Annotated in this window: 12 protein-coding genes; 7 read left to right on the top strand and 5 right to left on the bottom strand. The window is 67.2% G+C overall.

Features of this window, described 5'->3' with window-relative positions; all coding sequences use genetic code 11:
• Positions 1–4 precede the first annotated feature (4 nt).
• The 4 genes from I71_RS21840 (at position 5) to I71_RS21825 (ending at position 5,351) form a co-directional block, all read left to right on the top strand.
• Positions 5–466: a hypothetical protein gene (locus tag I71_RS21840; protein WP_042698115.1), complete on the top strand. Its 462-nt coding sequence runs from the start codon at positions 5–7 to the stop codon at positions 464–466.
• Between the two features lie 101 nt (positions 467–567).
• Complete coding sequence (locus I71_RS21835) at positions 568–1,464, top strand: hypothetical protein (protein WP_042698112.1); 897 nt, start codon at positions 568–570, stop codon at positions 1,462–1,464.
• 277 nt (positions 1,465–1,741) lie between these two features.
• On the top strand, positions 1,742–4,531 hold the full coding sequence (locus I71_RS21830) for a winged helix-turn-helix domain-containing protein (protein WP_042698110.1): 2,790 nt from the start codon (positions 1,742–1,744) through the stop codon (positions 4,529–4,531).
• A gap of 199 nt (positions 4,532–4,730) precedes the next feature.
• Complete coding sequence (locus I71_RS21825; protein ID WP_049976240.1) at positions 4,731–5,351, top strand: helix-turn-helix transcriptional regulator; 621 nt, start codon at positions 4,731–4,733, stop codon at positions 5,349–5,351.
• Positions 5,352–5,426: 75 nt separating this feature from the next.
• Here the strand turns inward: I71_RS21825 and I71_RS21820 are convergent, their stop codons facing one another.
• The gene (locus I71_RS21820; protein WP_042698185.1) at positions 5,427–5,762 is read right to left on the bottom strand and encodes a carboxymuconolactone decarboxylase family protein; all 336 of its coding nucleotides are present in this window, start codon (positions 5,760–5,762) and stop codon (positions 5,427–5,429) included.
• Between the two features lie 438 nt (positions 5,763–6,200).
• Between I71_RS21820 and I71_RS21815 the strand changes: the two genes are divergently transcribed.
• Both I71_RS21815 and I71_RS21810 read left to right on the top strand, forming a co-directional pair.
• Positions 6,201–7,154 carry a GlxA family transcriptional regulator gene (locus tag I71_RS21815; protein WP_042698107.1) on the top strand — a complete coding sequence of 318 codons (954 nt, stop codon included), beginning with the start codon at positions 6,201–6,203 and terminating at the stop codon, positions 7,152–7,154.
• A gap of 165 nt (positions 7,155–7,319) precedes the next feature.
• The gene (locus I71_RS21810; protein WP_042698104.1) at positions 7,320–8,078 is read left to right on the top strand and encodes an SDR family oxidoreductase; all 759 of its coding nucleotides are present in this window, start codon (positions 7,320–7,322) and stop codon (positions 8,076–8,078) included.
• A 78-nt stretch (positions 8,079–8,156) separates the two neighbouring features.
• On the opposite strand, the gene I71_RS21805 is transcribed toward I71_RS21810, so the two are convergent.
• From I71_RS21805 to I71_RS21795, 3 genes are all read right to left on the bottom strand, one after another.
• Positions 8,157–9,365, bottom strand: a complete 1,209-nt coding sequence (locus I71_RS21805; RefSeq protein WP_042698101.1) for an MFS transporter — start codon at positions 9,363–9,365, stop codon at positions 8,157–8,159.
• Positions 9,366–9,545: 180 nt separating this feature from the next.
• Complete coding sequence (locus tag I71_RS21800) at positions 9,546–11,828, bottom strand: xanthine dehydrogenase family protein molybdopterin-binding subunit (protein ID WP_199902226.1); 2,283 nt, start codon at positions 11,826–11,828, stop codon at positions 9,546–9,548.
• A 14-nt stretch (positions 11,829–11,842) separates the two neighbouring features.
• Positions 11,843–12,289: a (2Fe-2S)-binding protein gene (locus I71_RS21795; protein ID WP_042698179.1), complete on the bottom strand. Its 447-nt coding sequence runs from the start codon at positions 12,287–12,289 to the stop codon at positions 11,843–11,845.
• Positions 12,290–12,553: 264 nt separating this feature from the next.
• Here I71_RS21795 and I71_RS21790 point away from each other — a divergent pair, with 264 nt between their 5' ends.
• Positions 12,554–13,768 carry a sensor histidine kinase gene (locus I71_RS21790; RefSeq protein ID WP_049976239.1) on the top strand — a complete coding sequence of 405 codons (1,215 nt, stop codon included), beginning with the start codon at positions 12,554–12,556 and terminating at the stop codon, positions 13,766–13,768.
• Here the strand turns inward: I71_RS21790 and I71_RS21785 are convergent.
• The coding region (locus I71_RS21785; RefSeq protein WP_042698097.1) for a response regulator transcription factor at positions 13,750–14,223 on the bottom strand (474 nt) is incomplete at its 5' end. The genes I71_RS21790 and I71_RS21785 overlap by 19 nt on opposite strands.

The raw sequence follows: 14,223 nt of genomic DNA, 5'->3' as shown, positions 1-14,223 counted from the left end.
GGCCATGGCTCACCTTTCAGCCCAGCTTTCCGGCCAGCTTTCCGGCCATGACGCCGGTGCATCGTCGATGTCGCCGTACCAGCGGTGGCCCGAAGCCGAAGCCTTCGCGATGCCGCCGCACGCATTCGGCGAGGTGGAGATCAACACCTACGCCTCCTATGTCAGGACCCTCGTCAACGCCGTCACCTCCATCCGGCTGGCGTCGGACGCCCGGCGCCGCTGGACCGAGCGCAACGGTGCCGCCTGCCCCGATGCGGAAAAGATGTCCCGGCTGATCGAGGCCGAGATGGACCGTGCCGACGAGATGGCGCGCCGCATCGCTGAACTGGTGGCGTCGGTGCGCGCGGCCTCCACCCCGCCGTCGCTTCCCAAGCGCGCCAATGCGGCTCCCGTCTCCGCCTTCCGCTCGGCCCCCGGCTTGAGGACGGTGCAAAGCGACAGGCAGGTCCGTGGCCGGCATGGCTGAGATTGGTATGGCAGAGTTCGGTCGTCCCATGTGCTGCGCTCTCGACGCTCCAGTGCCCGGCCGCGCTGCGCTGCGGTTTTGATCCGGTGGAAGGTACCGGAATGGAAAAGTTGTTTCTCCCGATAAACATCGGTGCGCTCGATCTCGCCCATCGCGTCGTCATATCGGCGGCGACCGATCACCGGCGAACCGGCGAGCGCTGCTCGCCGGCCGATTATGGCGCCTGCGTTCGGCAGGTCTCGCCCGGCGGGCTGGTCATAACGCCCCCTGTGCCGGTTTCCGCGACGGCGGCGTCCGCCTCCGTTCCGGATGGGTTCGACACGCCCGGGGTGGTTGATGCCTGGGCTGCGGCGATCGGCCTGGCCCATGCCAGGAAAGCCAAGGTGGTGGCGCGGCTGTGCCACCCTGGACACGCCCCTGAGAGTGCCGCCACCCTGCATGGCACCGGCATCGACGAGGTCATCGCGGATTTCTGCCGCGCGGCCGAGCAGGCCAGGAACCTCGGGTTCGATGGCGTGGAACTCGACGCGGCGGACGGCTCGCTTCCCGACCAGTTCCTTCAGGACGGGGTGAACCGGCGCACGGACCGGTATGGCGGCTCGATCCAGAACCGGCTGAACTTCCTCTGCGAACTTGTCGATGCGGTTACCGGCGTCTGGATGGCGGAGCGGGTCGGTGTCCGCCTGTCGCCGTTCGGCCAGTTCCGCGGCATGTCGGATTCGGACCCGGTGACGCTGTTCACCATGCTCCTGACGGCGTTGGCCGGGCAGGAGCTTCCCTTCGTGCATCTTGTCCGCACCGCTGCGGATGGGGCTGCGCTCGGCCATCTGCCCTATGAGGATCGTAGCGCCGCCGCCCGCATTCGCGCCGCCTTTCCCTCCGCGATCATCGTGTCCGGCGCTTTCACCCGAAGGCGCGCGGTGGACCTGGTGAGAAGCCGGTGGGCCGATGCCATCGGGGTTGCGGGCGGCCTGGCGGAGGATGACGCCGATGATTGACGATGGCCGGCGGGCAAACGTCCCGCTGGTCCCCCCATTCCACGTTATGTTTCATTGACCTGTGGCAAAGCATACGTATCATGATGAAGTCTTGTGTATCCTTTGCGATGGGAAATGACCCCTTCATTTGCCTTTGAAGACCTGATTTGGACGGAGCCGCGCGAGAGAACCCATCGTCGTTTTCCCGTTGGGAGAGCGGTGGATACCACCTTTGGCTGAAACATCCGTTTCCCACGGTTCCGCTGGTTCCCAACCGGGGGCTGCGGCAGGTTCCGCCATGGAAAACAACGAGGTTTCCTTCGGACCCTTCCGCTTTTCTCCGCTGCGCGGGCTGCTGAAGGACGGTGTTGCCGTCAAGGTGGGAAGCCGGCCCGTTGCCATTCTCGCCCTGCTGCTGGAACAGGCCGGAGCGGTCGTCAGCAACCGCGACATCATGGCCCGCGTCTGGCCGGGTTTGTTCGTCGAGGAGGCGAACATCCGCGTTCACATCGGCTCCTTGCGCAAGCTGCTGGGCAAGAACGACCTCGGCACGGACTACATCGAGAACATTCCGGCACAGGGCTACCGGTTCGTCGGGACCATCCTGACGCCGGCCTCGCAAGAGGCGGCGGAGCGGGCCGCCGCGCATCCGTCCGCACGGCCTGCGGATCTTTCGATCCTTTTGCCCCGCAACATCGACCGGCTGATCGGGCGTGACGAGACGATCGACGACATCGTGCGGAAGGTGGCGGAGAAGAATTTCGTCACCATCACCGGCGTGGGTGGCATCGGAAAGACGAGCGTCGCCATCGAAGTGGCGCAGGTTTCAGCGGGCAGCCATCGGGACGGCGTCCATTTCGTCGATCTGAGCACGCTGTCGGACCCGACGCTGGTCTGCGCCACCATCGCCCAGGCAATGAAGCTTCCCGGTGGCGGCAAGGGTGGCCTGGACGGGTTCCTCGCGGCGGTCAAGGGGTTGGATGCCCTGCTGATCCTCGACAACTGCGAGCATCTGATCGAAGAGGTGGCCATCGTCATCGAGGGCATCCTGGCGACGGCTCTCGACATCGACATCCTCGTTACCAGCCGCGAAATCCTGCGCGCTCAGGGCGAGTGGGTTTACCGCTTGCCGCCCCTGTCCGTTCCGCCGGGGCGCGAACACACGCCGACCGCCGAGCAGGCGCTGGCTTACCCGGCGGTCGAGCTGTTCGTCGAACGGGTGTCGTCCGGAGACAGCATGTTCCGCCTGTCGGACGCGGATGCGCCGGTCGCCGCGGAGCTTTGCCGCCACCTGGATGGCGTTCCGCTCGCGCTGGAATTGGCGGCGGCCCGCGTGCCCCTGCTGGGCATCCATGGTCTGGCGGCGAGCCTGGACCGGGCCTTCGACATTCTGCGCGGCGGTCGGCGCACCGCGCTGCCCCGTCACCAGACCCTGCGGGCCACGCTGGAGTGGAGCCACCGCCTGCTGGACGAGTGCGAACGGATTGTCCTGCGCCGGCTTTCCGTCATCCGCGGGTCTTTCACCGGCGACCTTGCCATCGGCGTCGCGGCCTTCGGCGCGATTTCGGAGGAGGATGTCGTCGAAGGCATATCGGAGCTGTCGAAGAAGTCGCTGCTGTCCGTCGAGCACCGGCAGCAGAGCGTCCAGTTCCGTTTGCTCGAAACCACGCGCCAATACGCGGCGGAACGGCTTCGGGAAAGTGGCGAGGCCGACGTGGTCTGCCGCAATCTTGCGCAGCATCTCTGCCGGATGCTGGGCGGATCGCAATCGACGAACACGGTGGCCTGGACCATTGTGTATGGAACCCGGGTGGACGATGTTCGCAGCGCGCTGGAATGGTCGCTGTCGCCTGCCGGCGATCTGGCGGTCGCCGTCGACCTGACCGTCGCGTCGGCTCCGATGTGGTTCCAGCTGTCGCTGACCGATGAATTCCGACGGCATGCCGAGACGGTGCTGCAGGCTGTCCGGCGGCAGCCGGACCCTGACCTGCGGTCCGAGATGTCGATCACGGCACATCTGGGTCCGGCGCTGTGGAATTCGCTCGGTCCGGCGCCGGAGGTCAAGGCCGTGCTGCTGCGGGGGCTTGAACTTTCGCAGCAGCTCGGCAATGTCGGATACCAGCGCCGCGGCCTGTGGGGGTTGTGGCTCTATTATCTGGCCCTTGAGAAGGACCAGGACGCGCTTGAGGCGGCAGAGCGTTTCGGGGACCTTCTGGGAACGCCCGCCGATCCCGGCGCGGAGTCCATGCATCAGCGCATGATGGCGCTCGGCCTCCTTACCGTGGGCGAGTTCGACCGGGCGCGCGGCTTCGCCGAGCGGTGTCTGAGCGCCCCGGCCCCGACGACCGGATCGAGCCTGCGCGGCTACCAGTTCGAGCAGCGGATCGTCTCCCTCACCCATATGGCGCGCATATCCTGGATCCAGGGCCATCCGGACCGGGCCAGGGAGGCCATGCACGATGCGGTGGAGCAAGCGCTGGCCTCCGACCATATGCTTTCCCTGTGCTTCGCCTTGTCCCTCGGCGCCTGTCCGGTGGCCTTCTGGTGCGGGGATTACGACCTGACGGCGCGCTATGCCAACCTGCTGGTCGAAAAGACCAATGAAGGCTCCCTGTTCGTCTGGCGCACCTATGGTCTGTGTTATCAGTTGGCGCTGGAGGCGCGGCAGGGCCATGACGACCAACTCGCGGCGCTCAACCGGTCTTCGCGGTTCGCCGAGGTGTACCGTAACAAGCGCATCCGGATGCTCGCGACCGTCGCACCGCGTCTGATCCCGCCAGCCATCCTGGATGAAGCGAGCGACGGCGCGACCAACTGGGCGACGGCCGAACTGCTCCGCCTGAAATCGGAAAACGCCGACGGACTGGAAAAGGCGGAAGGGCTGCTGCGGCGATCGATGGAGATCGCCGGAGCACAGGGCGCGCGGTCCTGGAGCCTGCGGACGGCGATGAGCATGGCCAGGCGGTTCATGGAGACAGGGCGTCGACAGGACGCCGCGTCCACCCTTTCGGCCATCTACGCCAGCTTCACGGAGGGGCACGATACCCCCGATCTCCGGGAAGCGGCGGCACTTCTGGATCGGCTGTAGACACCCTCGACCCGCCGGCGCACTTGCGGCCGTCTTCCCGATGCCCTGGTGCAAGGTCCGAACCGCGGGGGAGCCGAAGCGGCTGGCGCAACGGTTCCTTCGGCCCTCCCCGAACGGCTTTTGATACCTGAGTATGGGTTCCCGCACAACCGGGCCTCCGGCACTGTCGCCGTCAAGGTGACCTGAGCAGGAGATCGACATGGACTTGGCTGCTTCCGAGACGTTGCGCTTTCTTCCGGCGTTGGCAGCCCCGGCGTCCGTCGTCCAGGCGCGGGATGATGACGACAGGCTGGCGGCCGCGGCCGATTGGCTGTTGCGGGTGGCGAACGACATGCTGGCGCCGGATCGCCAGTCGGTGGAGCATTGCCTGTCGCTGGCCCTGGCCCGGCTGCAGCGCACCGGCGATGAGCATCGGCAAGCGTCCGACACGCCGGACGAGGGCGGTCAAAAAGCAGAGCCGTCGAAAGCGGGGCTTGCGGCCTGGCAGGCTCGGCGGGTTGTCGCCTACATCGACGACCATCTCGCCAGCTCCATCCGCAACCGGGATCTGGCGGCGGCGGCGAAGCTCAGTTGCGGCTATTTCTGTCAGGCCTTCAAGGACAGCTTCGGCTGCCCGCCGCATGCCTACATCGTGCGCCGTCGGGTGGAGCGGGCGAAGGAACTCCTGGAAAGCACGACCACGCCCTTGTCGCAGATCGCGCTCGACTGCGGCTTCTCGGACCAATCGCATTTCTCGCGCATCTTCCGCCGCGTTGCCGGCGAAGCGCCCCGGCTGTGGCGGCACAAGCATCTGATCGACGGGGGCGCTGAAGAGGCGTAACGAAAATATCCGGGACGGGGCCCTGGCGGAAGGAGGGCGGCGGCGGCCCGATGGCCCGTCTCCGCCGCCTTCGGTTCAGCCATGCGCCGTGTAGGCGTCCATCACGCGGGTGGAATAGACCAGGGCCGCCCCGGCGTTCAGTGCGACGGCGACGCCCAGCGCCTCGGCGATCTCCTCACGGGTGGCGCCCTGCTTGATCGCCGCTTCGGTATGGACGGCGATGCAGCCGTCGCAGCGGATGCTGACGGCGACCGCCAGGGAGATCAGTTCCCGCACCTTGGCGCCCAGCAGGTCCTTCTTCTGGCCGGCGGCGCCGAGGCTGCCATAGCCCCGCACCGTGTCGGGGCTGAGCTTGGCGATCTCACCGACGCCGGTGAGTACCTGCTGGCGGTATTCGTTCCAGTTGAGCATCATGGTCGTGTCTCCTGAGAGGTCCGGTCACGCCGTCGCGGGTGCCGGTTGGGTGGGGCCACGCTACGTCCAGCCGGTGGTGCGATATAGAAGGATGCACCCGTCTTTGGGATGCTGTTCCGGGCGTCTTTCCCGACCCGTTGGATGGCGGCGGCGGCCAAACCCGCATCCTCGTCCGTACCGTCGTCGTCGCCGATTTCCCGAACGGGAATCTGGAGGCGGCACGCCCCAGCCCGACACAGCGGCGAGCCTGCAACGGGACGGCGGGCATCCTCCATTTCTGCCGGGAAAAGAGCGATTTCGGACATTCCGTTCGGTTGCGATGTCTGGAATCGTGGTGTCTTTGGCATTTCAGACAATGCGGCGGCCGCATAGTCTGAGCGTCGATGCCGCATCCACAGGCGGGCGGATCATGGGCAAGACAAGGCAGGGCGGGACATGCTCACCATCGGGTTCCTGGTGTTCGACGATTTTCAGGTGATGGGGATGGCTGCGCTGTCGGCATTCGAGATGGCGAACCTCGTGCTCGGCCGGCCCGCCTATCAGGTCCATGTCCTGTCGGAGCAGGGGGGGCCGGTGCGCAACTCACTGGGCTTCGCGGTGGAAACCCAGCGCTTCGGCGACGGCTTCTTCGACACGACCGTCACCATCGGATCGCTGCGGGTCAGGCCGTCGACCCCTGGCCTGCTGGCCTATCTGCGTGAGGCGGCGGAGACGTCGCGGCGGGTGGCCGGCATCTGCACCGGGGCCTATGTGTTGGCGGAGGCCGGCCTTCTCGACGGACGCCGCGCCACCACCCACTGGAGCCATGCCCGCACGCTCCAGCGCCTCTACCCCAATGTGAGGGTGGAGGAGGACCGCATCTTCAGCGTCGACGGCAATGTCTGGACCTCGGCCGGGATGACCGCCGGTCTCGACCTCGCCATGGCGCTGGTCGAGGACGATTTCGGCGCGGAGGTCGCCAAGGCGGTGGCGCGCAAGCTCGTCGTCTATCTGCGCCGGCCCGGCGGGCAGTCGCAATTCTCCGCCCTGCTGGATCTGGAGCCGCGTTCCGACCGCGTGCGGCGGGCATTGGTCCATGCCAAGGAAAATCTGAGGAACGAGTTGTCGGTGGATGAGCTGGCGGAGGCGGCGAATCTCAGCCCGCGCCAGTTCAGCCGCCTGTTCCGCCAGGAAACCGGGCAGACGCCGGCCAAGGCGGTCGAGCATCTGCGGTTGGAGGCGGCGCGCGTGATGATGGAGGAGGGCCGCCATTCGATGGACGTCATTGCCCGCGAAACCGGCTTCGCCGACCGCGAGCGGATGCGCCGCGCCTTCCTGCGCGCCTATGGGCAGCCGCCACAGGTGATCCGGCGGTCGGTGGAGACCGGCCGTGCTTCGGCGCTGGAATAGCCGGAGCGCCGGCGGCGCTCGCCGTTAATACCTAGATATGGCTCCCGCATTACTGCAGGTGCGGTAGCTTTCCACATCACCAGGGATGGCGTCTCAACGGGGAATATTTCATTTCCCCCAATGCTCCCGCTTGTTCAACTCTCCCTTAAGAATGGACATCCAGCCATGCAACTCACCGGCAACACGATCTTCATCACCGGCTCCACGTCCGGCATCGGCCGCGGGCTGGCCGAGGCTTTCCACAAGCTGGGCAATCAGGTCATCATCGCCGGCCGGCGCAAGGCCCTGCTGGACGAGGTGACCGCCGCCAACCCCGGCATGAAAAGCATCGAGCTGGACATCGCCGATCCGATCAGCATCCAGATCGCCGCCGAGCGCCTGGTGGCCGAGAATCCGACGCTGAATGTCCTGATCAACAATGCGGGCATCATGCCGTTCGACGATGCCTCCGGCCCCATCGACGACGCTCTGGCGCAGTCGATCATCACCACCAACCTGCTCGGGCCCATCCGTATGACCTCGGCCTTGATCGAGCATCTGAAGGCGCAGCCGCGGTCGGTGATCGTCAACAACACTTCGGTGCTCGCCTACACGCCGCTGGCGACGACGGCGGTCTATTCGGCCAGCAAGGCGGCGCTGCACAGCTTCACACTGTCCCAGCGCTTCATGCTGCGCAACACCAGCGTCACCGTGCAGGAAATCGCGCCGCCCTGGGTCAACACCGACCTGATCAAGAAGGGCGACGATCCGCGCGCCATGCCGCTGGACGCCTTCATCGAACAGACGATGGCGGCGCTCGGCACCGATGCCGAAGAGGCCATCGTCGAAGGCGCCCGGCAGATGCGCAACAATGCCGGCCCGAACGAGCATGCCCTGGTCATGGGCTTCAACAGCTACATCGCCGAGAACCCGATTCCGGTCTGATCGGCCTGTCCGATCGGTCCTGATGCAGAAAAGGCCGCCGGGCTTTCCCCGGCGGCCTTTCTCTTTGCTATTGCGATTTCATTCCGCCGGGACGTCGGCCATCCGCGGTGCCTTGGCCGGGGTGAATTCCAGCAGGCAGGCGAGCGCGACGCAGAACGCGCCGACCCACCCCAGTTCCCGCACGCTGGCGACGCTCAGCACCAGAGACCCCAGTCCCGCCCCAACCGAAAAGCCGAAATAATGGAAGGAGGCGTTGACCGACAGGATGACCGGCGCGTGCTTCGGCCCGACGATGCCGATCAGCCGGGCCTGCTGGCCGGGATAGAAGGCCCAGGCGCCGAAGCCCCAGAGGATGATGCCGACGAAGGCCGGGATCAGGGTCAGCGAGGGCGGCAGCAGTTCCGCCGTCGCCGACAGGCTCGCCAGCGCCAGCACGATCAGCGGCAGGGTCAGCGCCACGATGCGGGCGCCGCCCAGCCGGTCGGTCAGACGGCCGCCGACCGCCAGCCCAAGGAAGGCCGCCAGGCCCCAGGCGAACAGGGCGAAGCCGACGGCGGCCCCCTCCAGCCCGGTCACCCGTTGAAGATAGGAGGCGATGTAGGGATAGACGGTGAAGGGGCCCATCGCCCACAGGGTGGTGACCGCCAGCGGGCGGCGCACCGCAGGATTTGCAAGCGCCCCCAGCCGGTCGCGCAGTCCGACCACCGGTGCCGCGGAATTGATGGCTTTTGGCAACCCGATCAGCAGTCCGGCCGCCGCCGCGACCGACAGAATGGCGACGCCGCCGAAGGTCATGCGCCAACCCAGCGTATTGCCGACGACGGCGCCGAGCGGCACGCCGAAGACGATGGCGAGGCTGAGGCCGCTGGTGACGATGGAAAGCGCGCGGCCGCGCTCCGACGGCGGCACCAGCACGCCGGCCAGCGCGTTGGCGTTCGGCACGAACAGCCCCGCCGCCATGGCAAGCAGCACGCGCGCCGCCATCAGTCCGCCATAGCTGCCGGCAACCGCCGCCACGACGTTGGCGGCGACGAAGGCCAGCATTGTCGCGATCAGCAGAAGACGGCGGCTGACCGCCCCGGTCAGGACCGTCAGCAGCGGCGAACTGGCGGCATAGGTCAACGCGAAGACCGACACCAGCTGGCCGGCCGCCTGTTCGCTGACCGCCAGATCGGTGGCGATGTCCGGCAGGATCGCCGCGATCATGAAGCTCTCGGTCCCGACGGCGAAGGACCCGAGCGCCAGCCAGTAAAGCGGCGCCCTCGAATGAAGGGTGGTGGATGCCATGGACAGATTCCTGTGCGGAGCCATTCCGCACGGCGCTGACCATGGGGCGTTTGCATCCCATCGCTGGACAGGCGGCGGAAAATGGCGGTTGCCCGAAGTTTAGGACGGACGCAAGGCGGCGTGAATGTCATGGAAACGACTTTTCCAGACATTCACGCCGGAGGGGCGGGACTTCCGGCCTTACACCCCGATCTTGCTCTTCGCCAGAGGCAGGCTGCGGACGCGCTGGCCGGTCAGGGCCGCCACCGCATTGACCACCGCCGGCGGAACGCCCGGCAGGCCGGGTTCGCCGACGCCGCCCATCGGGGCGCCGCTTTCCACGATCTCCACATGCACCGCGGGCATGGAGCGGCGGGACAGGATCGGGTAATCGTCGAAATTGTGCGACTGACGGACACCGTCCTTGTAGACCAGCTCCTCGAACAGGGTGGCCGACAGGCCGAGAGCCACGGCGGATTCCACCTGCGACTTCACGATGGCCGGATTGACGATGCTGCCGGGATCGAAGGCGACCCAGACATTGTGGACCTGCGTCTCGCCGCCCTGGACCGACACCTCGGCGATGGTCGCCGTCTCCGATCCGAAGGGGGAGGCCATGGAGACGCCGCGGGCGCGGCGGGTGCCGTCCACCTGATAGGGGCCGCGCTTCCAGCCGCCGGACATCGCCGCAACCGTTTCCAGCAGCTTGCGGTGGCGCGGCTTGTCCTTCAGCAGATCCATCCGCAGGGCGAAGGGGTCCTGGCCGCCGGCATCGGCGATCTCGTCCAGGAATCCCTCATAGAAGAAGTCGTTCATCGAATGGCCGACGGAGCGCCAGAAGGCGATGGTCACGGGGTGGGGGAACTTGACGTACTCCATCCGCCGGTTGGGGATGGCATAGGGCTTTTCCGTGACGCCCTCCACCGCCGAGCTGTCGACGGGATCCTTGAACACCGCGCCGAACCAGCGGCCGAGCGGCCCTTCGCCCACCGTGCGCGCCTGGATGGCGGTGGGGCGGCCGTCCTTGCCGATGGCGGCGCGGAAGCGGGTGAAGCTGAGCGGTCGGACGGCGTCCATGCGGAACTCCTCCTCGCGCGACCACAGCACCTTCACCGGGCGGCCGGTGGCCTTCGCCAGCTGGATCGCCTGGAGGAAGGGGTTGGCGCTGCCATAGAGGAAGTGCCGGCCGAAGAAGCCGCCGAGCATCGGCGAATGCAGGATGACCTTGTCCGGCGCCAGCCCGGCGGTCTGGGCCGCCACCGACTGGAACAGCTCCGGCATCTGGTTGGGCGCCCACAGTTCCAGCGTGCCGTCGGCATTGAAGCGCGCCATGGCGGATGGCGGTTCCAGCTGTCCGTGGACCAGATAGGGCGCGTCGTACTCCGCCTCGATCACCTTGGCAGCATTGGCGAAAGCGGCGGCGGCATCGCCGTCGGATTCCGCCGGAAGACCGGCTGCGCTGGAGGATTTCAGTGCGGCCAGCATCCCGTCCGACGCAAAGTCGGCGGCCACGCTGTCCAGACCGGACGCGGCCGGGGCCGACCAGCTCACCGACAGCGTTTCCACCGCCTTGCGGGCACGCCACCAGCTGTCGGCGGCGACCGCCACCGCGCCGGGCAGCTTGTGGACGGAATGGACGCCGGGCATCGCCGACACAGCGGCCTCGTTGGCGACCGACTGGACGGTCGTGCCCTGGTTCGGCGCATGCTGGACCGCGGCGTAGAGCATGCCCTCCAGCTTCTGGTCGATGGCGTAGACGGCCTTGCCGGTGGACTTCGCCCGCACGTCCAGCCGCGCCACCGGCTGGCGGATGTAGCGGAAGCTGGCCGGGTCGCGCAGGGCCACGTCGTCGCGCGGCGGCAGGGCGAGGGCCACGGGAGCAAGTTCGCCATAGACAAGCCGCTGCCCGCTCGCGGCATGGATGACGAAGCCGTCCTCCGTCTTCAGGCTCTCCGGCTTGACCTTCAGTTTCGTCGCGGCGGCGCGGATCATCATGTCGCGGGCGGTGGCGCCCAGCCGGCGCATCAGCGGATAGCTGGAGCGGGTGGAGAAGCTGCCGCCGGTCATCCGCAGCCCGTTGATGACCGCGTAATCAGGCCCCGGCGGGGCGCATTCCACGGTGAAACGGCTGGGATTGACGTCCAGCTCCTCGCCGACGATCTGGGCCATGCCGGTGTTGATGCCCTGGCCACCCTCGACGAAGGGGCTGAGCAGGGTGACGGCATTGTCCTTGCCGATGACCAGGAAGGCGGGAATGCGGCTGCCCGGCTTGACGGCGGCGGCGCTGGCCGTGGCGGCCCGCACCGGCATCGACGGCAGCAGGGCGCCCAGCACCAGGGCGCTGGCGCCGAAGCCGAGGAAGGCCCGGCGCGACAGGTTGGAGACGCCGTCCGGCTTCATCAGCGGGACGGCGGACTGCGCCTCGATCTGGAGTTCGAGCGGGTCCTTCAGCGTGATCGGGGCTGCGGTGAGCAGGCGGTCCATGTTGGGTGCTCCTCTCAGCCGGCGGCTTGGCGGACGGCGGCGGCGATGCGGTTGTAGGTCCCGCAGCGGCACAGGTTGGTCATCGCGTCGGCGATGTCGCCGTCGGTCGGGTGGGGCGTCTGCTTCAACAGGGCGGTCGCCGCCATCACCTGTCCGGACTGGCAATAGCCGCATTGCGGCACCTGGGCGGCGACCCAGGCCTCCACCACCTTGCGGCCGACGGGATCCTCCTCGATGGCGTCGATGGTGCGGATGTCGGCCGACCCGACGCTGTCCACCGGCACCTGGCAGGAGCGGGTGGCGGTGCCGTCGATCATCACGGTGCAGGCGCCGCATTGCGCGATGCCGCAGCCGTATTTCGTCCCGGTCAGCCCCAGCGTGTCACGAAGGACCCAGAGCAGCGGCGTGTCGTCCTCGACCGCCACCTGATAGGTGCGGCCATTGACATGGAGGGTGGTCATGCTGGTCTCCGTGCAGGAGTTCATTGGGGGGTGGCTGACGCTTATTCTTGTCCGCCGCCCGCCGGTCTCGTATCCATCTCTAGGTATTAGACGCTGAAGGTATTGAGGGTGCCGGGCCGTCCAGTCGCCGAATGACCGGAAACTGTTCGAGACCGACAATCAGGACAAAGTTGCGGTCCCGCCAAGAGTTTCCTATAGATGACCGAAGACAGGCGACCGCAGCGGACCATCGCCCGGAATGGCGATGGGGAAGGATTTCGACCGATGGACCTTCGGCATGCCGACTTGTTCGAGATTTCTCCGATCTCGATTCTGTGCGAAGACTGGTCAGGGGTGAAGCGCGCCGTCGATGAGGTGATCGCCAGCGGGGTGACGGATTTCGACCGCTTTCTGGACGACAACCCGCTATTCTTTTTCGACGTGCGGCGGTTCCACCGGATCCTCGACGCCAACCGTTCGGCGCTCGACCTGCTGGGATTCCAGGACAAGGAGAGCTTCCTGCGGGAATCGCGGATCCGGCTGCCGGCCAGTCCCGCCAGCAATGCCCAGGTCTTCAAGGCGATGGTGCGTGGCGACACGGTTTGCCAGGGCGAACGTGTGCTGCACACCAAGGACGGCCGTGTCGTGCCCATCCTCTGGCGGGCGAGCCTGCCGCCGGGACCTGCCGATCCCGAGGCCTACGGCCGCCTGTACTTTTTCGCCGTCGATGTGTCCGAACTGAAGCGGGTGCAGGAGGCGCTGATGACGGCCCAGGCCAACCTCAGTCATGCGGGTCGCCTGTCGCTGGTGGGGGAACTGGCGGCGTCGCTGACGCACGAGGTGTCGCAGCCCCTGGTCTCTATCGCCAGCCATGCCGCCGCGGCGACGCGCTGGCTGTCGCGCCAGCCCCCGAACCTGGAAGAGGTGGCCACCAGCCTGCAGCGCATCACCGCCAGCACGCAGCATACGGTGCGCATCGTCGGCAAGATGCGCTCCTTCGCGCGCCGCGGCGAGCTGGTCACCGAACCGTTGAAGCCGCAGGACTGCATCGCCGATGCCGTGACGCTGGTGGAGCACGAGGCCTATCGCCAGAAGACCAGCATCGCCGTCGATGTCCCGCCGCAGCTGCCGGCCATCCTCGGTGACCGCACCCAGATCCAGCAGGTGATCGTCAACATCGCCTACAACGCGGTGCAGGCCATGCAAGGGGCGAAGTCGCCGGACCGGCGCATCGCCATCGCCGCCGGTATGGAAGGGCCGGAAGCGGTGACCTTCACCGTCGCAGATACCGGTCCCGGCATCCCCGACGAGGTGTTGTCGCGGATATTCGATCCCTTCTTCTCCACCAAGCCGGACGGCATGGGGTTGGGTCTGTCGATCTGCAAGACCATCGTGGAGGAACATGGCGGCCGGCTGTGGGCGGCCAGCGGCCCGCAGGGGGCCTCGCTGTCCTTCTCGCTGCCTGTCGCGTCGGCGCCGGCTCAGCCCGCCACGCTGTAGCGGGTGACGGTCCGTTCGCGGACACCCAGGATCTCGGCCATCCGCACGAGGTCGGCCAGCGACTGGGCGTGCATCTTGCGCATCAGGTTGCCGCGGTGGATCTTCACCGTGACCTCGCTCAGCTCCAGCTTGGCCGCAACCTGCTTGTTCATCAGCCCGGCGGTGACCAATCCCATCACGTCGCGCTCGCGCGGGGTCAGCTTGCCGTAGAGGCTGCGCACCGCGTCGTCCTCGCCCCGTTCGGAACGGCGGCGGCCGTCCAGCGCCACCGCCTCGCCGACCGCGTGCAGAACCTCGTCCTCGGTGAAGGGCTTGGACAGGAAATCGACGGCTCCGGCCTTCATGCCGCGCACGGTCATGGGGATGTCGCCCTGGCCGGTCATCAGCACCACCGGTACGAAGATCGAGCGCTCATGCAGCGCCTTCTGCACCTCCAGCCCGTCGGCACCGTCCAG

This window comes from Azospirillum sp. B506, from assembly GCF_000333595.1.
Lineage (GTDB): Bacteria > Pseudomonadota > Alphaproteobacteria > Azospirillales > Azospirillaceae > Azospirillum.
This window is presented reverse-complemented; position numbering and strand designations above follow the sequence as displayed.